At 69.5% G+C, this 20,464-nt stretch carries 22 protein-coding genes; 19 read left to right on the top strand and 3 right to left on the bottom strand.

All coding sequences use genetic code 11. The features are described 5' to 3' along the window. Positions 1-2: 2 nt before the first annotated feature. The 3 genes from resB to ACQP2O_RS49295 all read left to right on the top strand — a co-directional run bounded on the left by resB (position 3) and on the right by ACQP2O_RS49295 (position 3,803). Positions 3-1,592: a cytochrome c biogenesis protein ResB gene (gene resB / locus ACQP2O_RS49305; protein ID WP_433176734.1), complete on the top strand. Its 1,590-nt coding sequence runs from the start codon at positions 3-5 to the stop codon at positions 1,590-1,592. 5 nt (positions 1,593-1,597) lie between these two features. Next, positions 1,598-2,545, top strand: coding sequence for a c-type cytochrome biogenesis protein CcsB (gene ccsB, locus ACQP2O_RS49300; protein WP_433176732.1), 948 nt, complete (start codon positions 1,598-1,600; stop codon positions 2,543-2,545). Positions 2,546-2,621: 76 nt separating this feature from the next. Continuing rightward, positions 2,622-3,803, top strand: a complete 1,182-nt coding sequence (locus ACQP2O_RS49295; RefSeq protein ID WP_433176730.1) for an Ig-like domain-containing protein — start codon at positions 2,622-2,624, stop codon at positions 3,801-3,803. 71 nt (positions 3,804-3,874) lie between these two features. On the opposite strand, the gene ACQP2O_RS49290 is transcribed toward ACQP2O_RS49295, so the two are convergent. Continuing rightward, complete coding sequence (locus ACQP2O_RS49290) at positions 3,875-4,222, bottom strand: PLD nuclease N-terminal domain-containing protein (RefSeq protein WP_433176728.1); 348 nt, start codon at positions 4,220-4,222, stop codon at positions 3,875-3,877. A 176-nt stretch (positions 4,223-4,398) separates the two neighbouring features. Here ACQP2O_RS49290 and ACQP2O_RS49285 point away from each other — a divergent pair, with 176 nt between their 5' ends. Both ACQP2O_RS49285 and ACQP2O_RS49280 read left to right on the top strand, forming a co-directional pair. Beyond that, the gene (locus ACQP2O_RS49285) at positions 4,399-5,343 is read left to right on the top strand and encodes a hypothetical protein (protein ID WP_433176726.1); all 945 of its coding nucleotides are present in this window, start codon (positions 4,399-4,401) and stop codon (positions 5,341-5,343) included. Positions 5,344-5,353: 10 nt separating this feature from the next. Next, entirely contained in the window at positions 5,354-5,617 is a 264-nt protein-coding gene (locus ACQP2O_RS49280; RefSeq protein ID WP_433176724.1) for a hypothetical protein, read from the top strand. A 31-nt stretch (positions 5,618-5,648) separates the two neighbouring features. On the opposite strand, the gene ACQP2O_RS49275 is transcribed toward ACQP2O_RS49280, so the two are convergent. Then, positions 5,649-5,864, bottom strand: coding sequence for a BldC family transcriptional regulator (locus ACQP2O_RS49275; protein ID WP_252840677.1), 216 nt, complete (start codon positions 5,862-5,864; stop codon positions 5,649-5,651). A 299-nt stretch (positions 5,865-6,163) separates the two neighbouring features. Here ACQP2O_RS49275 and ACQP2O_RS49270 point away from each other — a divergent pair, with 299 nt between their 5' ends. Together ACQP2O_RS49270 and ACQP2O_RS49265 are read left to right on the top strand one after the other, a co-directional pair. After that, complete coding sequence (locus ACQP2O_RS49270) at positions 6,164-7,165, top strand: threonine ammonia-lyase (RefSeq protein ID WP_433176722.1); 1,002 nt, start codon at positions 6,164-6,166, stop codon at positions 7,163-7,165. Positions 7,166-7,383: 218 nt separating this feature from the next. Further along, positions 7,384-7,737 carry a DUF4229 domain-containing protein gene (locus tag ACQP2O_RS49265; protein ID WP_433176720.1) on the top strand — a complete coding sequence of 118 codons (354 nt, stop codon included), beginning with the start codon at positions 7,384-7,386 and terminating at the stop codon, positions 7,735-7,737. Position 7,738: 1 nt separating this feature from the next. Here the strand turns inward: ACQP2O_RS49265 and ACQP2O_RS49260 are convergent, their stop codons facing one another. Further along, the gene (locus ACQP2O_RS49260; RefSeq protein WP_433176718.1) at positions 7,739-8,434 is read right to left on the bottom strand and encodes a demethylmenaquinone methyltransferase; all 696 of its coding nucleotides are present in this window, start codon (positions 8,432-8,434) and stop codon (positions 7,739-7,741) included. Between the two features lie 260 nt (positions 8,435-8,694). Between ACQP2O_RS49260 and ACQP2O_RS49255 the strand changes: the two genes are divergently transcribed. From ACQP2O_RS49255 to nuoK, 12 genes are all read left to right on the top strand, one after another. Further along, positions 8,695-9,975 (top strand): geranylgeranyl reductase family protein, encoded by a 1,281-nt coding sequence (locus tag ACQP2O_RS49255; RefSeq protein WP_433176716.1) that lies wholly within the window; start codon positions 8,695-8,697, stop codon positions 9,973-9,975. A gap of 95 nt (positions 9,976-10,070) precedes the next feature. Beyond that, entirely contained in the window at positions 10,071-10,430 is a 360-nt protein-coding gene (locus ACQP2O_RS49250; RefSeq protein WP_345352310.1) for an NADH-quinone oxidoreductase subunit A, read from the top strand. Between the two features lie 2 nt (positions 10,431-10,432). Continuing rightward, the gene (locus tag ACQP2O_RS49245) at positions 10,433-10,987 is read left to right on the top strand and encodes a NuoB/complex I 20 kDa subunit family protein (RefSeq protein WP_433176713.1); all 555 of its coding nucleotides are present in this window, start codon (positions 10,433-10,435) and stop codon (positions 10,985-10,987) included. Then, positions 10,984-11,730: an NADH-quinone oxidoreductase subunit C gene (locus ACQP2O_RS49240; protein ID WP_433176711.1), complete on the top strand. Its 747-nt coding sequence runs from the start codon at positions 10,984-10,986 to the stop codon at positions 11,728-11,730. Before ACQP2O_RS49245 ends, ACQP2O_RS49240 begins: the two co-directional genes overlap by 4 nt. Next, on the top strand, positions 11,727-13,073 hold the full coding sequence (locus ACQP2O_RS49235) for an NADH-quinone oxidoreductase subunit D (RefSeq protein WP_433176709.1): 1,347 nt from the start codon (positions 11,727-11,729) through the stop codon (positions 13,071-13,073). The genes ACQP2O_RS49240 and ACQP2O_RS49235 overlap by 4 nt, the downstream gene beginning before the upstream one ends. After that, positions 13,070-13,741: an NADH-quinone oxidoreductase subunit NuoE gene (gene nuoE / locus ACQP2O_RS49230; RefSeq protein ID WP_433176707.1), complete on the top strand. Its 672-nt coding sequence runs from the start codon at positions 13,070-13,072 to the stop codon at positions 13,739-13,741. The genes ACQP2O_RS49235 and nuoE overlap by 4 nt, the downstream gene beginning before the upstream one ends. Further along, a complete protein-coding gene (gene nuoF / locus ACQP2O_RS49225; RefSeq protein WP_433176705.1) occupies positions 13,738-15,036 on the top strand; it encodes an NADH-quinone oxidoreductase subunit NuoF in 1,299 nt (432 codons plus the stop codon). Before nuoE ends, nuoF begins: the two co-directional genes overlap by 4 nt. After that, on the top strand, positions 15,033-17,474 hold the full coding sequence (locus tag ACQP2O_RS49220; RefSeq protein WP_433176703.1) for an NADH-quinone oxidoreductase subunit G: 2,442 nt from the start codon (positions 15,033-15,035) through the stop codon (positions 17,472-17,474). The genes nuoF and ACQP2O_RS49220 overlap by 4 nt, the downstream gene beginning before the upstream one ends. Further along, positions 17,471-18,817 (top strand): NADH-quinone oxidoreductase subunit NuoH, encoded by a 1,347-nt coding sequence (nuoH, locus tag ACQP2O_RS49215; RefSeq protein WP_433176701.1) that lies wholly within the window; start codon positions 17,471-17,473, stop codon positions 18,815-18,817. Before ACQP2O_RS49220 ends, nuoH begins: the two co-directional genes overlap by 4 nt. Continuing rightward, the gene (gene nuoI / locus ACQP2O_RS49210) at positions 18,810-19,337 is read left to right on the top strand and encodes an NADH-quinone oxidoreductase subunit NuoI (RefSeq protein ID WP_433176699.1); all 528 of its coding nucleotides are present in this window, start codon (positions 18,810-18,812) and stop codon (positions 19,335-19,337) included. The genes nuoH and nuoI overlap by 8 nt, the downstream gene beginning before the upstream one ends. After that, positions 19,334-20,164, top strand: a complete 831-nt coding sequence (locus tag ACQP2O_RS49205; protein ID WP_433176697.1) for an NADH-quinone oxidoreductase subunit J — start codon at positions 19,334-19,336, stop codon at positions 20,162-20,164. The genes nuoI and ACQP2O_RS49205 overlap by 4 nt, the downstream gene beginning before the upstream one ends. Next, positions 20,161-20,457, top strand: coding sequence for an NADH-quinone oxidoreductase subunit NuoK (gene nuoK / locus ACQP2O_RS49200; RefSeq protein WP_252779706.1), 297 nt, complete (start codon positions 20,161-20,163; stop codon positions 20,455-20,457). Before ACQP2O_RS49205 ends, nuoK begins: the two co-directional genes overlap by 4 nt. Positions 20,458-20,464: the final 7 nt, after the last annotated feature.

Here is a 20,464-nt window from a genome sequence, read left to right as displayed (position 1 = left end):
CCGTGAGCGTCGACGCTCCGGAGACCCAGGCCGCGCCACAGGCGCCGAAGGACCGCCCGGCGGGCATCGGCCTGATCGGCTGGCTGCGGTGGGGCTGGCGGCAGCTGACCTCGATGCGCACGGCGCTGGTGCTGCTGTTCCTCGTCGCGCTCGGCACCGTGCCCGGGTCGTTCCTGCCGCAGCGCGGGTCCGATCCGGAGAAGGTCACGAGCTTCTTCGAGCAGCACAAGACGCTCGCGCCGTGGCTGGACAAGCTGTCGCTGTTCGACGTGTTCTCCGCGCCCTGGTTCGCGGCGATCTACATCCTGCTGTTCGTGTCCCTGGCCGGCTGCGTGCTGCCGCGGACCAAGCACCACTACACGCAGCTGCGCTCCCGCCCCCCGAAGGCCCCGCGCAACCTCGGCCGGCTGCCGGAGTCGTCGTCGCATGAGACGGACCTCGCGCCGGAGGTCGTCCTCGCCGAGGCGCGGAAGATCCTTAAGGAGCGGCGGTTCCGCGTCGACGCGTACGACGACGCGGTCGCCGCCGAGAAGGGGTACCTGCGGGAGACCGGCAACCTGGTCTTCCACCTCGCCCTGCTCGTGCTGCTCTTCGCGGTCGGCTCCGGCGCGGCGTTCGGCTACAAGGGCAACGTCCTGGTGGTCGAGGGCGACGGCTTCTCCAACACGCTCACCTCGTACGACGCGTTCAAGGGCGGTCGCAGCTTCAACGCCTCGAGGCTGCCGCCGTTCACGGTGTGGCTGGACTCCTTCAAGGCCGACTACCTCATGAGCGGCCCCAACCGCGGGCAGCCGACCAGCTTCGCGGCGAAGATCCGGTACCAGAGCGGCCTGAAGTCCCCGGTCAAGCCGTACGACCTGAAGGTCAACCACCCGCTCAACGTGGACGGCGCCCGCGTCTACCTCCTGGGCCACGGCTACGCGCCGCACTTCACCGTCCGCGACGGCAAGGGGCAGGTCGCCTTCCAGGGCGCGGTGCCGTTCCTGCCGACCAACGAGGCGACGTACGCCTCCGAGGGCGTCATCAAGGTGCCGGACGCCCAGCCCGACCAGCTCGGCTTCATCGGGCTGTTCTGGCCCACCGCCGTGCCGAACCAGCAGGGCAAGGTCGTGTCGGCCTCCCCCAAAGCGTTGAACCCGCAGGTGGCGCTGTTCGCCTTCAAGGGCGACCTCGGCCTGTCCAACGGCGCCCCGCAGTCGGTGTACCGGCTCGACACGAAGAACCTCAAGCCCATCCTCATGGGGAACAAGGTCAAGCCGCTGGCCATCGGCGACAAGCCGCTGCCGTTGCCGGGCGGCGCCGGATCGGTCACCTTCGACGGCCTCCAGCAGTACGTCACCCTGTCGGTCAACCATGATCCCGGACGGGTTCCCGCGCTCGCCGCCGGCATCGTCGCGATCATGGGCATCGTCACCTCGTTCCTCGTGCGCCGCCGCAGGGTGTGGGTGCGTGCGACGGCCGACGAGGGCGGGCGTACCGTGGTCGAGGTCGGCGGACTCACGCTCGGCGGCGCGACCCCGGACTTCGACGCGATCGTCGAGCGGCTGAAGAAGGCCGCACCCGAAGAACCCCCGAAGACAGACGAGGAGTGACGACCGTGGTCGACACCCATCTGGCGAACCTGAGCAACCAGCTGATGCTCGGCGCGGTGCTGCTCTACGTCGTCGCCATGGTCGGATACGCCGCCGACATCGCGTTCGGGCGGCGGCGCGCCATGGCCGCGGCGCCGAGCGAGGCGAAGGTCCTCGTCGGCGCGGGCGGCCCCGACACCGCCGAGGCCGTCACGGGCGACGAGGACGAGGGCCGCCGGGTCGAGTGGGGCCGGTTCGCCATCCTCATCAACGTGCTCGCCTGGGGCGTGCACTGCGCCGAGATCGTCACCCGGGGGATGGCGGCCGACCGCGTGCCCTGGGGCAACATGTACGAGTTCATGTCCGCGATCACCTTCGCGGCCGTGACCGTGTACCTGGTGATGCTCTGGCGCTACAAGATCAACTGGCTGGGCCCGTTCCTCATGGTCGCCGTCGTCATCGCGCTCGGCGTCGCCACGATCTGGCTGTACGACGACCCGGGCCCCCTCCGCCCGGCGCTGCACTCGTACTGGATCGCCATCCACGTCACAGCCGCCGTGACCGCCACGGGCGTCTTCACCGTCGCCGGCGTCGCCACGATCCTCTACCTCGTCAAGGCCCGTGGGAAGCCCGCCAAGCCGGGCGGCCTCATGGACCGGGTCCCGGACGCCGAGACCCTCGACCGCATCTCGCACCGGACCATGATGTTCGGCTTCCCGATCTGGACGTTCGCCATCATCGCCGGCGCGATCTGGGCGGACTCCGCGTGGGGCCGCTACTGGGGCTGGGACCCCAAGGAGACCTGGTCGTTCATCACCTGGGTCGCATACGCCGGGTACCTGCACGCCCGCGCCACCGCGGGCTGGCGCGGCCGCAAGGCGGCCGTCATCTCCCTGATCGCCTTCGCGTGCCTCCTGTTCAACTTTTTCGGAATCAACTACCTCGTTTCCGGGTTGCACTCCTACGCTGGCTGATTAATTAAGCCCCACTGGCAACTTTTTACCCACGACGTGCGTCAGATGGGTCGTGGGTGAATCTGGGAGGACTCGGGTGGTTAACAGGCGGTCGACCGTCGGCATGGTGGTGATGGCGGCCCTGCTCGCCGGCGCGTCCGCGTGTTCGGGCAACAGCGAGGCCGGGACGAACGGCAACGGCGGTACGAAGGCCCCCGACGCCCAGGTGCGCGTCACTCCGGCCGACGGCACCGGCTCCGTGCGCCCGGACCAGGGCGTCTCGGTCGCGGCCTCGGGCGGCAAGCTCGAGCAGGTGACGGTGGCTCAGGACGGCAAGGCCGTGCCGGGCGACTTCACCCCCGACCACACGCAGTGGAAGACCAAGTGGACGCTCGCGCCCGGCGCGTCGTACAGCGTGAACGTCACGGCCAAGAACGCCAAGGGCAAGACCACCACGACCACCAGCAAGTTCACGACGCAGAAGGCCACGCAGACCTTCAAGATCACGGACATTACGCCGCAGCCCGGCGAGAAGGTCGGCGTGGGCATGCCGATCATCGTGACGTTCGACAAGCCGATCGCCAACAAGGCGAACGTCGAGCGGGCCCTCGAGGTCAAGTCGGACAAGGGCGACACCGGCCGCTGGCACTGGATGTCGAGTCAGCAGGTCGTCTTCCGCACCGAGAAGTTCTGGGGCTCGCACCAGAACGTCACCTTCACCGCCCACCTGGCCGGCGTGCGCGGCCTCAAGGGCGTGTACGGCAAGACGGACCAGACGCGGGCCTTCAAGATCGGCGCGTCGAACGTCACCGTCGCCAACGCCAAGACGCACTACATGAAGGTCAACCACGACGGCGTCATCAAGAAGTTCCCGATCAGCACGGGCATGGGGACGACGACGGAGTACACCACGACCAGCGGCCTCCACATCACGCAGGAGAAGTCCGAGAGCGTGACGATGGAGTCGCCGAACCGGAAGAAGGGCGACCCGGGCTACTACAAGGAGGTCGTCAACCTCGCGGTCCGGATCACCAACAAGGGTGAGTACGTCCACCAGAGCGTCGGGGAGTACGACGCCCTCGGCCACCGCAACGCCAGCCACGGCTGCGTCCGCACCTCGCCGACCGGTGCCAAGTACTTCTACGGCATCTCCCAGCGCGGCGACATCGTGAACGTCACCGGCACCGACCGGAAGCTGTCCAACGAGGTCGACTCCAACGGCTGGGTGTTCTGGGCCCTGTCCTGGGACAAGTGGGTGGCCGGCAGCGCCCTGCACTGACCCGCCGAGAACGCTTCTCCGACCCCGGCCGCCGTCACCGGCGCCGGGGTTCGGTGGTTTCAGGAGTGGTTTTAGGAGTCGTCGCCGCGGAGGCGGCGGTCGAGCTGACGGAGGAACTCCGGGTCGTCGTCCGGGCCCAGCGGACCGCGCTCGGCCGGGGCCGCTGCCCGGCCCTCACCGCCCGCCGCGGTGAGGAAGTCCGGCGGCCACGCGGTGACGTCGGCGGTGACGAATCGGCGGCGCCGGCCGAAGAGGAGCCAGGCGATCGCACCGAGTTCGAAGCCGAGAAGCACGATGAGGAACCACGCGAACCTCGGCAGGTGCCGGGTTTCGCTCTCGTCGGTCGACAGGACCTCGAACAGACAGAACAGCCAGACGCCGAGTGCGACCAGGACGAGCACTACGGCAAGGACGAGCATGGTCGAAGAGTAACCCGCCGACCTGAATGCCACCCAAGGGGTGGCCGCAACGGGCCGTGGCCGGCACCGCCATGACGGCATCGAGATGGCCGCAGCGGGCCGTCGTTCGGGTTGGGGATGACGCGTCCTAGGGGGCTGGCTTACGCTTCCGGCTAGCCGAGCCGAGGGGACGTGTCATGCGTTACCGGGTGAACCGTCGCCAGCAGCTCGACGCACCCGCCGACGCCCGGACCGGGCGTCACCGGCGGAGCAAGGACTCCGCGGGCGACGCGGACCGGCTCGCCCGGCCCCGCCGCCTGCAGCCGAGGGACGCGCTCGGCCGGTTCCGCAAGCTCCGGCCCGACGAGGAGCGGCGATCCCTGGAGCGGAGCGACCGGGCGGCGATCGAGCGGGTGGACACCCCGGTCCCCGAGCGGCCGGACGAGCTCCGCTACACCTGGCGGGACTTCGAGCTCGACGAGGAACTGCCCCGCGCCGCGCCCCATCGGCCCGACGCGCCCGACGTACGGGACGGACGACGGCACTGCGGGGCGCTGGAGGACATTCTGTACCGCCAGTGGTACCCCGACGCCGATCCGGCGTCTCCGGACGTCGTCCGGGCCGTCGACAGCCTCGCCGAGCTGCCTGATCTACTCAAGGACAAGCTGGCCGAAGGACTCGACGGGATCTACGTCGGCCCCGGAGGCGTCCCGGACCTCGACGACATGGACTACCTCCGGGGCGAGCCGCTTCCGTCGGGCAAGGGAACCTGGGACATCTGCGCCGGGGCGTACGGCGATCGCACGATCGTGGTCGGCGACCGTCCGTCACCGACGCCGGACGTGATGCTTCATGAGATCGGTCATGCCCTTGATGACATCGACGGCACGGCGACCGAAGACGGCGGCCGACAATGGCAGTCCGACACACCGGAGTTCCGTGCGCTGTACGCCCAATGTCTTCCACACTTGGAGAGTGAGTTTCACCGGCAGGCGGAAGATCTCGGTCGCCACGAGTTCTTCGCGGACGCCTTCGCCGCGATCGCGTCGCGGCAACGGCCCGCGCTTGTCGACATGCTTGGCGGGGATACCCGGACGGCGCTGAATGTAATGCTTTTCTTCAACCGCAAATACGGGATTTAGGTGATCTGCGATGTACGTGATCAGGCTCCCCGGCGGTAACCTGCGGGTGCCCACGAGCGTGTTGGCACGCGGCAGGGAGTCGCACGGGGGCTCGGGGAGCGTGATCGGGCAGGCCTATGTGGAGATCGGCCCGGAGGATCCCGACTACCAGCGGCTTCTCGCCCAGTCGATCTCGGAAGAGGAGATGGCGGAAATACGCCGCCGGTGGCGCGAGGACGATGAGGCGCTGCGCGCCGAATTCGAGGAGTTCAAGGCCGGACAGCAAGAGGAGTGACGGCGAGTCTCGGTCGCCGTCGGTCGCGCGTCTAGCGGCTCAGTTCGCTGCGTACGGAGGCCTCGACCGGCTCCTCGCCCCTCAGAAGGGCGTGCACCTCGGATTCCCGGAAACGGCGGTGGCCTCCCGGAGTCCGGATGCTGCTGATCCGGCCTGCCGCGGCCCAGCGCGTGACAGTTTTCGGGTCGACCCGGAACAGGGCGGCGACCTCACCCGGGGTCAGCAGGCGCTCGCTCGTACTCTCCACGTTTTCTCTCCCCCTTTGTCCCGCTCTCGTCGCGGGTGGACTGTTTCTCAGTCTGCCGTGTCAAGACCGATTTCTCCCTTGTTTTCGGAAAAGATCACGCTACGTAGTTTTGTGACATGCAGTAATGACTACATGTGACCGGCCAGTTTCGACTTCCGCGGGGCGCTACCCGGCAGACGGCCGGATGGCACCGGTCTTACCGTGAGATGACGGCAGCCCGACGGTGAGATGATCACCGTCTCGGGGTGAGACGACGACCGGTGCGCGGCGACCCGTTCACTCCCCGTAGGGTGATCGATATGCCCGATCTTGTGACTTTGGAGGAGATCGAGGACGCCGCTCGGCGGCTGTCCGGCGTCGCCGTCCGCACCCCCTTGGTGCCGCTTCGCGGTACGGCGCCCTCCGCTCCTCTCCTGCTGAAGGCCGAGTCGCTGCAGCCGGTCGGCTCCTTCAAGCTCCGCGGCGCGTACGCCGCGATCAGCGCGCTCCCCGAGGAGGAGCGGAAGAGCGGCGTCATCGCGCACTCCAGCGGCAACCACGCGCAGGCCGTCGCGTACGCCGCGAACGTCCTCGGCATCCCGGCCGTCCTGGTGATGCCGCACACGGTTCCCGCGGTGAAGGTCGACGCCTGCCGCCTGCTCGGTGCGGAGATCGTCTTCGTCGAGCCGACCATCGAGGCCCGCGTCGAGACGGCCGATCGGCTGGCCGCCGCCCACGGGTACGCGCTCATCCCGCCGTTCGACGACCGCCGGATCATCGCCGGGCAGGGCACGATCGGCCTGGAGATCCTCGAGGACGAACCCGAGGTGGACGCGGTCTTCGTGCCCATCAGCGGCGGGGGACTGATCTCCGGCATCGCCGCGGCGATCAAGGCGAAGCGACCCGAGACCAAGGTCATCGGCGTGGAGCCGGAGCTGGCCGCCGACGCGAAGGCGTCCTTCCTGGCCGGCCAGCGGATCGGCTGGCCGGCCACCGAGACCGGCCGTACGATCGCCGACGCCCTGCGCGTCGAGCGCGTCGGCGAACTGCCCTTCGAGCACCTGCGCGCGTACGTCGACGACATCATCACCGTCGGCGAGGACGAGATCCGGGAGGCGATGCGGCTGCTCGCCCGCCGCGCGGGCCTGGTCGCCGAGCCGGGTGGGGCGGTCGCGACCGCCGGGCACCTCGTGTCGACCGCCTCCCGGGGCCGTCACCACGCGGGCCGCCCCCAGCGTCACGTCGCCGTCGTCTCCGGCGGCAACGTCGACCCGAAGCTGTACGCCGAGATCCTCGCTGAGGAGCCGCCCGGGACCGAGTGACGTCTCGTCCCGGGGCCGCCGTCGCGGGGTCACGTGGGCCCGTAGGCCGGTGGCCAGGGTCCGGAGCCCGACGTCGCGGGGGCGACATGGGTCTGGAGGCTGGTGGCCCGGGGTGACGCGGGTCCGGAGGCCGGTGGCCAGGAGTAATGCGGGTCCGGGTGCCCGGCGGGCCGGGCCCCGGACGGACCTTCGGCGGGTGGGGATACTCTCAGAAGGTCATGCGTTCCGTACTTCTTTACACCCTTGCCCGGCTGGCGCTGTTCGGCGCGACCGCCGGAGTGCTCTTCCTCGTCGGGGCACGTGGCTTCCTGCTGCTCGCGCTGGCGGTCCTGATCAGCGGCATCGTCAGCTTCGTGCTGCTGTCCCGGCAGCGCGACGCCGTCTCGACCTCCGTGACCCGTCGTGCCGCCCGGATGCGGGAGAACCTCGCCGCCGGCGCGGCCCGCGAGGACGACGACGACCCGGAGCCCGCCGCCTCGCCTGAGCCGGGCCCCGCCGAGCGACGCGACGACGGCCCGGAGCTGTCGAGCGCCCGGAAGCCCGCGCCGAACGGCCCCGAGTCCGCCTCCTGACCTACGCGCGTACGGCGTGGTGGAGGGCGACGGCGCCGAAGGTGAGGTTGCGCCAGCGCACCGAGGTCCAGCCGGCCTCCTGGATCAGCCGGGCGAACGCCGCCTGGTCGTGCCAGGCCGCCGTCGACTCCGCCAGGTAGTGGTAGGAGTCCGGGTTCGAGCTGACCTTGGCCATCAGCGGCAGGCCGACCTTCAGGTGCAGGCCGTGCATGGTCCGGATCACCGGGTTCGGCGGCCGGCTGACCTCACAGACGACCAGCCGCCCGCCCGGCTTCGTCACCCGGCGCATGTCCGCGAGTGCCTGAACGGTGTCGCTGACGTTACGGATCCCGAACGAGATGGTCACGGCGTCGAACGACGAATCGGCGAACGGCAGCCGCAGCGCGTCTCCGGCGACGAACCGCAGGCCCGCCGAGCCGTTGCGGCGCATGCCCTCCTGCAGCATGCCGAGGGAGAAGTCGCAGGCGACGGTGTGCGCGCCCACCTGCGCGAACGGCACCGAGGAGGTGCCGGTGCCGGCCGCCAGGTCGAGGACCCGCTCACCGGCCCGTACGTCCAGGGCCTTGACGACCTCACGGCGCCACAGCCGGTCCAGGCCGCCGGTCATCAGGTCGTTGAGCAGGTCGTATCGCGCGGCGGTGCGGTCGAACATCGCCGCGACATCGGCCGGTCGCTTATCCAGGGATGCCCGTGTCATGAACGGTAAGCGTACGCAAGCCCTCGGTTAACGCCGCATGCGGGAGGGCGCGTACGATCGGGCCGCGCGCGTGGTTCCCAAGGAATGTCACGCAAGGTTTACACTCACGGTGTAAGCCGCTTGTGAAGTGCTTCACAAAAGAACAAGAGAGCCAGACGCACCCCGGGTCGCACCCGGCTCCACGCAGCCCCGTACGATCCGTCGCGGCATCGCCCCGATCCGGGGCGGCACAACCGAAACCGTGCACCCGAAGGATTCTCGTGACCGAGCCAGTGGCCGTACCGCAGCAGAACACCGAGACCGAGGCCGACGTCATCGTCGTCGGCGCCGGCCCGGCGGGCTCGACCACGGCCTATCACCTGGCCCAGACGGGCCTGAACGTCCTCCTGCTGGAGAAGACGACGTTCCCGCGCGAGAAGGTGTGCGGTGACGGCCTGACCCCGCGTGCGGTCAAGCAGCTGATCAAGATGGGCGTCGATCTCGACGCGCCCGGCTGGATCCGGAACAAGGGCCTGCGGATCATCGGCGGCGGCACCCGCCTGGAGCTGCCCTGGCCCGACCTGGCGAGCTATCCCGACTACGGCCTGGTCCGCACCCGCATGGACTTCGACGAGATCCTCGCCGAGCGCGCCGTCGCCGCCGGAGTCAAGCTCCGCATGAACACCAACGTGACCGGCCCGGTCCTCGACGACCGCACGGGCCGGATCACCGGCGTCGTCGCCAAGACCGACGACGGCGAGGTCACGTTCAAGGCGCCGCTCGTCGTCGCCGCCGACGGCAACTCCACCCGGCTGTCGCTCGCCATGGGGCTGCGCAAGCGCGACGACCGGCCGATCGGCGTGGCGGTTCGGCGCTACTACACGAGCCCACGCCACGACGACGACTACCTCGAGTCCTGGCTGGAGCTGTGGGACGGCGACCGGCTGCTGCCCGGCTACGGCTGGATCTTCGGCGTTGGCGACGGCACCTCCAACGTCGGGCTCGGCCTGCTCAACACGAGCGACGCGTTCAAGAACGTCGACTACCGCGCCCTCCTGAAGAGCTGGCTCGCCGGGATGCCGGAGGAGTGGGGCTACCAGGAGGACAACGCCACCGGCCCGGTGCGCGGCGCGGCCCTGCCGATGGGCTTCAACCGGACGCCGCACTACACGCGCGGCCTCGTGCTGGTCGGCGACGCCGGCGGGATGATCAACCCGTTCAACGGCGAGGGCATCGCGTACGCGATGGAGTCCGGGGAGATGGCGGCCGAGATCATCGCCCAGGCGCTGGGCCGGCCCACCGCCGCGCAGCGCGAGCGTGCCCTGCACGACTACCCGCGCGTGCTGAAGGAGACCTATGGCGGCTACTACACGATCGGGCGGATCTTCGTGAAGGCGATCGGTGATCCGCGCGTCATGAAGTTCGCGACACGTCACGGCCTGCCGCACCCGACGCTGATGCGGTTCACGCTGAAGCTGCTCGCCAACCTGACGGATCCGCGGGGCGGCGACGCGATGGACCGGGTCATCAACGCGATGTCGAAGATGGCGCCGGCGGCGTGAGACCCCGAGAGAAGAAGTGATGATCGCGTTGCCTAGGATTTTCACAGCGCCGGAGGCGTGTTCGAAGGCACTCACCGAGAGGGGGGTGTAGGGATTTGAACCTCTACGTTCCTATTGTCGTACTGGGCGCACTCGCGCTGCTGTTCGCCGTCGGCTCGGTGGTCATGGGGTCCTTCACGGGGCCCAAGCGCTGGAACCGCGCCCGGCTCGAGGCGTACGAATGCGGTATCGAACCGACACCGCAGCCGGTCGGCGGCGGCCGCTTCCCGGTGAAGTACTACCTGACGGCGATGCTGTTCATCGTCTTCGACATCGAGATCATCTTTCTCTACCCCTGGGCGGTCGCCTTCGACCACATGGGGCTGTTCGGTCTCGTCGAAATGGTGCTCTTCATCGTCACCGTCCTCATCGCGTACGCCTACGTGTGGCGTCGCGGTGGTCTGGAGTGGGACTGACAATGGGTCTTGAAGAGAAACTCCCCGCCGGTGTCCTGCTGACCTCGGTCGAGCAGGTCATCGGGCTGGCGCGCAAGAGCTCGGTGTGGCCGGCGACGTTCGGCCTCGCCTGCTGCGCCATCGAGATGATGGCGACGGGCGACCCGCGCCACGACTTCTCCCGATGGGGCATGGAGCGCGCCTCGGGCTCGCCGCGGCAGGCCGACCTGATGATCGTCGCCGGCCGGGTGAGCCAGAAGATGGCCCCCGTGCTCCGGCAGATCTACGACCAGATGGCCTCGCCGAAGTGGGTCATCGCGATGGGCGTGTGCGCCTCCTCCGGCGGCATGTTCAACAACTACGCGATCGTCCAGGGCGTCGACCACATCGTCCCGGTCGACATCTACCTGCCCGGCTGCCCGCCGCGCCCGGAGATGCTGCTCGACGCGATCCTCAAGCTGCACGACAAGATCCAGAACACCAAGATGGGCGTGCACCGCAAGCGGGAGATCGAGGAGCTCGAGAAGGCCAAGCTCCGGCAGCTGCCCCTCCTGGACCAGCCCGAGGTGGTCTTGTGACGTCTCAACACCCCGAGCAGCAGGCCGAGCAGGCCGCCGACCAGCTGCCCGCGCAGGCCGAGGAAGAACGGCGCGAGCAGCCGATCGCCCGCACGGGCATGTTCGGCGCGAAGACCACCGGTGACACCTCCGGGTACGGCAAGCTCGTCGTCCGGCAGGCACCGAAGGTCTCCAGCCCGCGCCCGTACGGCGGTCCCCGCACGACCGGCGCCGAGGGCGAGTTCGACGAGATCGCGAACGAGCTCGAGCGGGCCTACCCCGAGTTCGGCGAGGCGATCGAGCGGGTCGTCGTGGACCGGGGCGAGCTGACGCTCGTCGTCCGCCGCGAGCACCTGGTCGCGGTCGCCCAGACCCTGCGCGACGACCCGAAGCTGCGCTTCGAGCTGTGCACCGGCGTCTCCGGCGTGCACTACCCGGCCGAGACCGGCGCGGAGCTGCACGCGGTCTACCCGCTGCTGTCGATGACCCACAACCGGCGCGTCCGGCTCGAGGTCACCGCCCCCGACGCCGACCCGCACGTCCCGTCGTTGGTCGCGGTCTACCCGACCAACGACTGGCACGAGCGCGAGACGTTCGACTTCTTCGGGATCGTCTTCGACGGCCACCCGGCGCTGACGCGGATCATGATGCCGGACGACTGGCAGGGCCACCCGCAGCGCAAGGACTACCCCCTCGGCGGCATCCCCGTCGAGTACCGCGGGGCGAAGGTGCCTCCGCCCGACGAGAGGAGGTCGTACGTATGACGGCCACGGATTACGACGCCTACGGCACGGGCGAGGCGACCGAGGGCACCGTCTACAACGTGGGCGGCGAGGACTGGGACCAGATCGTCGACGCCGCGGCGTCCGGCGACGAGGACCGCATGGTCGTCAACATGGGTCCGCAGCACCCGTCGACGCACGGCGTGCTCCGGCTCATCCTGACGCTCGACGGCGAGACGGTCGACGAGGCCCGGCTGGGCATCGGCTACCTCCACACCGGTATCGAGAAGAACATGGAGTACCGGACGTGGACCCAGGGGACCACGTTCTGCACCCGCATGGACTACCTCGCGCCGCTGTTCAACGAGGCGTCGTACTGCCTCGCGGTGGAGAAGCTGCTCGGCGTCACCGATGACATCCCGGAGCGGGCACAGGTCATCCGGGTGATGATGATGGAGGTCAACCGGATCTCCTCGCACCTGGTCGCGATCGCGACGTTCGGCCTGGAGCTCGGTGCGACCACCGTCATGCTCAACGGGTTCATCGAGCGCGAGTACGCCCTGGACATCTTCGAGATGGTCGCGGGCCTGCGCATGAACATGGCCTACATCCGGCCGGGCGGCGTCGCGCAGGACCTCCCGCCGGGCGCGATCGACAAGATCGGTGACTTCGTCAAGCGGGAGAAGGGTCGGCTCAAGCAGCTGCGCAAGCTCCTCGACGCGAACCCGGTGTTCGTGGCGCGGACGAAGGACATCGCCTACCTCGACCTGACCGGCTGCATGGCGCTCGGCGTCACCGGCCCGGTCCTGCGCGCGGCGGGCCTGCCGTGGGACCTGCGCAAGACCCAGCCGTACTGCGGTTACGAGACGTACGAGTTCGACGTGCCGACCGTGGACACCTGCGACGTGTACGGCCGCTACCTCGTCCGCATGGCGGAGATGGAAGAGTCCCTGAAGATCATCGAGCAGTGCCTCGACCGGCTGAGCTCCGGCTCCGCCAAGTCCGGCCCGGTGATGATCGAGGACAAGAAGATCGGCTGGCCGGCGCAGCTCGCGCTGGGGCCCGACGGCATGGGCAACTCGCCGAACCACATCGCGCACATCATGGGCCAGTCGATGGAGGCCCTCATCCACCACTTCAAGCTGGTGACCGAGGGATTCCGCGTGCCGGCCGGCCAGGTGTACGCCGCGGTGGAGTCGCCGCGCGGCGAGCTCGGCTGTCACGCGGTCAGCGACGGCGGCACCCGCCCGTACCGCGTGCACTTCCGCGACCCGTCGTTCACCAACCTGCAGGCGGCCCCGGCGATGTCCGAGGGCGGCCAGGTCGCCGACATCATCGCCGCGGTGGCCAGTATCGACCCGGTGATGGGGGGAGTCGACCGATGAGCCTTGAGCCAGACGTGCTGGAGCGGCTCGAGCGCGACGCGAAAGAGATCATCGCCCGCTACCCGAAGCCGCGGTCTGCGCTGCTGCCGATGCTGCACCTGGTGCAGTCCGAGGTCGGGTACGTCAGCGACGACGGCATCCAGTTCTGCGCCGACACGCTGGGCATCACGCCCGCGCAGGTCACCGGCGTCGCGACGTTCTACACCCAGTACAAGCGGGAGCCGGTCGGCGACTACCACGTCGGCGTCTGCATCAACACGCTGTGCGCGGTCATGGGCGGCGACCAGATCTGGGAGGAGCTGTCCGAGCACGTCGGCGTCGGTCACGACGAGGCGACCGAGGACGGCAAGGTCAGCCTCGAGCGGATCGAGTGCAACGCCGCCTGCGACTTCGCCCCCGTGGTGATGGTCAACTGGGAGTTCTTCGACGACATGACGCCGGAGAAGGCCAAGCAGCTCGTCGACGACCTGCGCGCCGGCAAGGCGGTCGCCCCGACCCGCGGTCCGGGCTCGGTGTGCAGCTGGAAGCAGGCGTCGCGGGTGCTCGCGGGCTTCAACGACGGCCGCGCCGGAGAGGGCGTGCAGGCCGGTCCGGAGTCGCTGGTCGGCCTGGAGCTGGCCAAGCGCAACGGCTGGACCGCTCCTGAGCCCGAGCAGGAGACCAAATGACCACTCTGACCCCGATCCTGACGAAGACCTGGGACCAGGCCGACTCGTTCACCCTGCGCGGGTACGAGAACGCCGGTGGGTACCAGGCGTTCCGCACGGCCCTGGGCACGAACCCGGACGACCTCATCCAGGCGGTGAAGGACTCCGGCCTGCGCGGCCGTGGCGGCGCGGGCTTCCCGACCGGCCTGAAGTGGGGCTTCATCCCGCAGGGCGACGGCAAGCCGCACTACCTGGTCGTCAACGCGGACGAGTCCGAGCCGGGCACGTGCAAGGACATCCCGCTGATGATGGCCAACCCGCACGTGCTGATCGAGGGCATCATCATCAGCTCGTTCGCGATCCGCGCGAACCACGCCTTCATCTACGTGCGCGGTGAGGTCCTGCACGTCATCCGCCGCCTCCAGCAGGCGGTCGCCGACGCGTACGAGGCGGGCTACCTCGGTAAGAACATCCTCGGCTCCGGCTTCGACCTGGAGCTCGTCGTCCACTCCGGCGCCGGCGCGTACATCTGCGGCGAGGAGACGGCGCTGCTCGACTCCCTCGAGGGATTCCGCGGCCAACCCCGGCTCAAGCCTCCCTTCCCAGCGGTGGCCGGCCTGTACGGCGGCCCCACCGTGATCAACAACGTCGAGTCGATCGCCAGCGTTCCCGGCATCGTCGCGAACGGGGCCGACTGGTTCGCCGCGATGGGCACCGAGAAGTCCAAGGGCTTCGGCATCTTCAGCCTGTCCGGCCACGTGACCCGGCCGGGTCAGTACGAGGCGCCGCTGGGCATCACGCTCCGCGAGCTGCTCGACATGGCGGGCGGCATCCGGAACGGCCACCGGCTGAAGTTCTGGACGCCGGGCGGCTCCTCCACGCCGCTCTTCACCGACGAGCACCTCGACGTGCCGCTGGACTTCGAGTCGGTCGGCGCGGCGGGCTCCATGCTCGGCACCCGGGCGCTGCAGCTCTTCGACGAGACGACCTGCGTCGTCCGGGCGGTGCTGCGCTGGAGCGAGTTCTACGCGCACGAGTCGTGCGGTAAGTGCACGCCGTGCCGCGAGGGCACCTACTGGTACAAGCAGATGCTCAAGCGCCTGGAGAAGGGCGAGGGCAGCGAGAAGGACCTCGACACCCTCCTCGACCTGTCGGACAACATCCTCGGCCGGTCGTTCTGCGCGCTCGGCGACGGCGCGACCAGCCCGGTGACCTCGTCGATCCAGTACTTCCGCGACGAGTACATCCAGCACTTCGAACAGGGCGGCTGTCCCTTCGACCGGGCCGCCTCGACCGCGTGGGCAGGTGGAAAGTGACCGTCACGGACAGCACCGGGGTCGAGAAGCGCGAGGACCTGATCTCCGTCACGATCGACGGCTTCGAGATCAGTGTTCCGAAGGGCACGCTGATCATCCGGGCCGCCGAGCTGCTCGGCATCCAGATCCCGCGGTTCTGCGACCACCCGCTGCTCGACCCCGTCGGCGCCTGCCGCCAGTGCCTGGTGGAGATCCCGGACGCCGGCAACGGGCGGCCGATGCCCAAGCCGCAGGCGTCCTGCACCACCACGGTCATGCCGGGCATGGTGATCCAGACCCAGCTCACCTCGCCGGTGGCGGACAAGGCCCAGCACGGCGTGATGGAGCTGCTGCTCATCAACCACCCGCTGGACTGCCCGATCTGCGACAAGGGCGGCGAGTGCCCGCTGCAGAACCAGGCGATGTCCAACGGCCGCGGCGAGTCCCGGTTCGTCGAGACGAAGCGGACGTTCCCGAAGCCGGTCGCGCTGTCCACCGAGGTGCTGCTGGACCGCGAGCGGTGCATCCAGTGCGCCCGCTGCACCCGATTCTCCGACCAGATCGCCGGCGACGCGTTCATCGACCTGTTCGAGCGCGGCGCCAAGGAGCAGGTCGGCGCGGCGACCGACGAGCCGTTCCAGTCGTACTTCTCCGGCAACACGGTGCAGATCTGCCCGGTCGGCGCGCTGACCGGCGCGGCGTACCGCTTCCGCTCCCGGCCGTTCGACCTGGTGTCGACGCCGAGCGTCTGCGAGCACTGCGCCTCCGGCTGCGCCCAGCGCACCGACCACCGGCGCGGCAAGGTGACGCGCCGGCTGGCCGGTGACGACCCGCAGGTCAACGAGGAGTGGAACTGCGACAAGGGCCGGTGGGCGTTCACGTACGCCACCCAGGCCGACCGCCTCACCCACCCGCTGATCCGTAACGAGGACGGCGTGCTGGAGCCGGCGTCCTGGCCGGAGGCGCTGAGCGTCGCCGCCGAGGGCCTGGCCCGCGCCCGCGGCAAGGCGGGCGTGCTGACCGGCGGCCGGGTGACGCTGGAAGACGCCTACGCGTACAGCAAGTTCGCCCGCATCGCGCTCGGCACGAACGACATCGACTTCCGTGCCCGCGCGCATTCGGGTGAGGAGGCCGAGTTCCTGGCCGCGACCGTCGCCGGCCGGCCGATCACGGTGTCCTACGCCGACCTGGAGCAGGCTCCGGCGGTGCTGCTCGCCGGCTTCGAGCCGGAGGAGGAGTCGCCGATCGTCTTCCTGCGGCTCCGCAAGGCGGCCCGCAAGCACGGCCTCAAGGTCTACTCCGTCGCGCCGTTCGCCACGCGCGGCCTGCGCAAGGTGTCCGGCACGCTGCTGAAGACGGCGCCGGGCGGCGAGGCCGAGACGCTCGGCGACCTGATCACCGGCACGAGTCTGGACGACGCGGGCAAGGCCGCGGCCGAGCTGCTCAAGGCCGAGGGCGCGATCGTGCTGATCGGCGAGCGGCTCGCGTCGGTGCCCGGCGCGCTGTCGGCCGCCGGCCGCCTGGCCACGGCCACCGGCGCCCGCCTCGCGTGGATCCCGCGCCGGGCCGGTGAGCGCGGCGCCGTCGAGGCCGGCGCGCTGCCGACCCTGCTGCCGATCGGCCGTCCGGTCACCGACGCCGCCGCGCGCGGCGAGGTCGCCCGCGCCTGGACCGTGAGCTCGCTGCCGGAGACGCCGGGCCGCGACACCGAGGGCATCCTCGCCGCCGCGCGGGCCGGAGAGATCGAGGCGCTGCTCGTCGGCGGCGTCGACCCGCACGACCTGCCGGACCCGGCCGCCGCGCTGGAGGCCCTCGACAACACCCCGTTCATCGTCAGCCTCGAGCAGCGGGTCAGCGCGGTCACCGACCGCGCCGACGTGGTGCTGCCGGTGGCGACGGTGACGCAGAAGGCCGGGACGTTCGTCAACTGGGAGGGCCGCGGCCGCCAGTTCGACGTCGTGCTCAAGACCCCCGGCGTGATGTCGGACCTGAAGGTGCTGGCCGCCATCGCCGACCAGCTCGACGTCCACCTGGGCCTGCCGGACTCGGCGGCGGCCCGCCGCGAGCTCACCACCCTCGGCGCGTTCCGCGGCGACCGGCCGAGCCTGCCGAGCGTGCCCGCCGCCGTTCCCGCGGACCCGGGCAAGGGCGAGGCGCTGCTGGCCACCTGGCGGATGCTGCTCGACGCGGGCCGGATGCAGGACGGCGAGCCGTACCTCGCGGGCACCGCGAAGGTGCCGGTCGCCCGCCTGAGCGCGGCGACGGCCGAGGAGATCGGAGTGGACGGGAAGGTCACCGTGGCCACGGCGCACGGCGAGATCACCCTTCCGCTGGAGATCGTCGACATGCCGGATCGCGTGGTCTGGCTCCCCGAGAACTCCCCGGGCTGCGCGGTCCACCGGGACCTGGGCGTTTCGGCCGGGGCGGTCGTGAAGATCCAGAACGGGAGCGTCGCATGAACGCCACCCACGTCCTCGCCGAGGGCGCCACGCTGAACAGCTTCGGGCACGACCCGTGGTGGATTATCGGGCTCAAGGCGCTGGTGATCTTCGTGTTCCTGCTGCTGACGGTGCTGATCACCGTCTGGGCGGAACGCCGGATCATCGGGCGGATGCAGCTGCGGCCCGGCCCGAACCGCGCCGGCCCCTTCGGCATCCTGCAGGCGCTGTTCGACGGCATCAAGGGCGCGCTGAAGGAGGACATCGTCCCGCGCGGCGTGGACAAGGTGGTGTTCTTCCTCGCGCCGATCCTCGCCGCCGCGCCCGCGATGGTGTCGTTCTCGATCATCCCGTGGGGCGGGGTCGTCTCGATCGGCGGGCACAAGACGCCGCTGCAGCTGGCCGACCTGCCGGTCGCGGTGCTGCTGCCGCTGGCGATGGCCTCGATCGGCGTGTACGGCTTCGTCCTCGCCGGCTGGTCGTCGATGTCGCCGTACGCCCTGCTCGGCGGGCTGCGCTCCAGCGCCCAGGTGATCTCGTACGAGATCGCGATGGGCCTGTCGTTCGTGGCGGTGTTCCTGTTCGCCGGGTCGCTGTCCACCTCGGAGATCGTCGCCGCGCAGGCGCACGGCAGCGCCTTCAAGGTCGCCGGGATGACGTTCCACACGCCGTCCTGGTACGCGATCCTGCTGCTGCCGTCGTTCGTGATCTACATCTTCACGATGATGGGGGAGTCGGGCCGTATCCCGTTCGACCTGCCCGAGGGCGAGGGCGAGCTGGTCGCCGGCTACCACACCGAGTACTCGTCGCTGAAGTTCATGATGTTCTACCTCGCCGAGTACGTGAACATGACGACGCTGTCGGCGCTGTGCGTGACGCTGTTCCTCGGCGGTTACCGCGCCCCGTGGCCGATCACCTGGTTCTGGTCCGGCGCCAACGCCGGCTGGTGGCCGATCCTGTGGTTCCTGGTGAAGATCTGGATGTTCACCTTCTTCTTCATCTGGCTGCGCGCCGCCCTGCCGCGGGTCCGCTACGACCAGCTGATGAAGCTCGGCTGGAAGGTCCTCATCCCGGTCTCGCTCGGCTGGATCCTCTTCGTGTCGGCGGTGCGGGCCCTGCGCAACGAGAAGCAGGACGTCGGGCCGATCATGCTGATCGCCGCCCTGGTCGCCGTGCTGCTGCTGATCGGCTCGTTCGTCTGGGAGCGGACGTCGGCGAGCGAGGCGCAGCCGGAGGAGGCCGAGGCCGGGGCGGAGCACGACCCGATGGCGGGCGGGTTCCCGGTGCCACCGCTCGACGCGCCGCACTACCACGGCGTCGGCAACGCCCGTGCGTCCAACTCTGCGGAGGCCACCCGTGCTTGATTTCCTGAACCCGATCAAGGGGTTCGGCGTCGCTTTCCACCAGATGCTCAGCAAGACCGAGGTGGTGGAGTACCCCGAGGTCAAGAAGCCCACGGCGCCGCGCTTCCACGGCCGTCACCAGCTGAACCGCTGGCCCGACGGCCTGGAGAAGTGCGTCGGCTGCGAGCTGTGCGCGTGGGCGTGCCCGGCGGACGCGATCTACGTCGAGGGCTCGGACAACACCGAGGAGGAGCGGTTCTCCCCGGGTGAGCGCTACGGCCGCGTCTACCAGATCAACTACCTGCGGTGCATCCTCTGCGGGCTGTGCATCGAGGCGTGCCCGACGCGGGCGCTCACGATGACCAACGAGTACGAGCTCGCCGACGACAGCCGCGAGAGCCTCATCTACACGAAGGAGATGCTGCTCGCGCCGCTGACCGAGGCCATGGAGGCTCCGCCGCACGAGATGCGTCTCGGCGAGACCGAAGAGGACTACTACCTCCTCGGCGCCAAGAGCGATTCCAAGGACGGTGCCAAATGACCGGGGTAGCGGCCGCGGGCGCGCACCAGACGGGCGAGAGCGCGATCTTCTGGATCCTCGCGGTCGTCTCGGTCGGGGCGGCCCTCGGCATGATCCTCACGCGTAAGGCCGTGCACTCGGCGCTGATGCTGGCGGCGGTGATGTTCTCGCTCGCGGTGCTGTACGCCGTGAACGAGGCGCCGTTCCTGGCGTTCGTGCAGGTGATCGTCTACACCGGCGCGGTGCTGATGCTCTTCCTGTTCGTCGTCATGATCATCGGTGTCAGCTCGACCGACTCGCTGGTCGAGACGATCAAGGGTCAGCGCATCGCCGCCGCGATCGTGGGCATCGGCTTCGCCGTCCTGCTGTTCGTCGGGTTCGGCCACGCGGCGCTGCCGAAGACGGCCGGCCTGAAGGACGCCAACGCCAACGGCGGCAACGTCATGGGGCTGGCGCGGCTGATCTTCACCAAGTACGTCTTCGCGTTCGAGGTGACCAGCGCCCTGCTGATCACCGCGGCGCTGGGCGCGATGGTCCTCGCCCACCGCGAGCGGCTCCGCCCGAAGCCGACGCAGAAGCAGCTGTCGAAGGAGCGGATCAAGAGCGACCGCGTCTCGCCGCTGCCGCCGCCCGGCACGTACGCCCGGCACAACGCCGTCGACATGCCGGCCCTGCTGCCCGACGGCAGCATCTCGGAGCTGTCGGTCAGCCCGGTCATCGCCCGGCGCCGTACCGGCGAGCACGAGGACCTGCACGGTGCCTCGCCCGAGGCGGTCGCCCGGCAGGAGACCAAGACGGTCAAGGCCGTGATCGCCAAGCCGGTCGAGGTCGAGGAGGAAGAACAGTGACGGGCCACTACCTGGTTCTGTCCGCCATCCTGTTCACGATCGGCGGGATCGGCGTGCTGATCCGCCGCAACGCCATCGTGGTCTTCATGTGCGTCGAGCTCATGCTCAACGCCACCAACCTGGCGTTCGTGAGCTTCGCCCGCATGCACGGCAGCCTCGACGGGCAGATCATCGCGTTCTTCGTGATGGTCGTCGCCGCGGCCGAGGTCGTCGTCGGACTGGCGATCATCATGACGATCTTCCGGAGCAGGAAGTCCTCGTCGGTCGACGACGCCAACCTGCTGAAGTACTGAGGACATC

Source organism: Actinoallomurus sp. CA-150999, from assembly GCF_050942425.1.
Taxonomy (GTDB): domain Bacteria; phylum Actinomycetota; class Actinomycetes; order Streptosporangiales; family Streptosporangiaceae; genus Actinoallomurus.
The sequence above is the reverse complement of the archived record's forward strand: the minus strand, read 5'-3'. Positions and strand labels throughout refer to the sequence as shown.

What these genes read in the sequence shown, in the direction of transcription:
- ACQP2O_RS49290 (WP_433176728.1), bottom strand. Translation starts at nt 4,222, where the DNA reads ATGCTCGTCCTTGCCGTAGTGCTCGTCCTGGTCGCACTCGGCGTCTGG.
- ACQP2O_RS49285 (WP_433176726.1), top strand. Translation starts at nt 4,399, where the DNA reads ATGCGTTACCGGGTGAACCGTCGCCAGCAGCTCGACGCACCCGCCGAC.
- ACQP2O_RS49280 (WP_433176724.1), top strand. Translation starts at nt 5,354, where the DNA reads ATGTACGTGATCAGGCTCCCCGGCGGTAACCTGCGGGTGCCCACGAGC.
- ACQP2O_RS49270 (WP_433176722.1), top strand. Translation starts at nt 6,164, where the DNA reads ATGCCCGATCTTGTGACTTTGGAGGAGATCGAGGACGCCGCTCGGCGG.
- ACQP2O_RS49265 (WP_433176720.1), top strand. Translation starts at nt 7,384, where the DNA reads ATGCGTTCCGTACTTCTTTACACCCTTGCCCGGCTGGCGCTGTTCGGC.
- ACQP2O_RS49260 (WP_433176718.1), bottom strand. Translation starts at nt 8,434, where the DNA reads ATGACACGGGCATCCCTGGATAAGCGACCGGCCGATGTCGCGGCGATG.
- ACQP2O_RS49245 (WP_433176713.1), top strand. Translation starts at nt 10,433, where the DNA reads ATGGGTCTTGAAGAGAAACTCCCCGCCGGTGTCCTGCTGACCTCGGTC.
- ACQP2O_RS49235 (WP_433176709.1), top strand. Translation starts at nt 11,727, where the DNA reads ATGACGGCCACGGATTACGACGCCTACGGCACGGGCGAGGCGACCGAG.
- nuoE (WP_433176707.1), top strand. Translation starts at nt 13,070, where the DNA reads ATGAGCCTTGAGCCAGACGTGCTGGAGCGGCTCGAGCGCGACGCGAAA.
- nuoF (WP_433176705.1), top strand. Translation starts at nt 13,738, where the DNA reads ATGACCACTCTGACCCCGATCCTGACGAAGACCTGGGACCAGGCCGAC.
- nuoH (WP_433176701.1), top strand. Translation starts at nt 17,471, where the DNA reads ATGAACGCCACCCACGTCCTCGCCGAGGGCGCCACGCTGAACAGCTTC.
- ACQP2O_RS49205 (WP_433176697.1), top strand. Translation starts at nt 19,334, where the DNA reads ATGACCGGGGTAGCGGCCGCGGGCGCGCACCAGACGGGCGAGAGCGCG.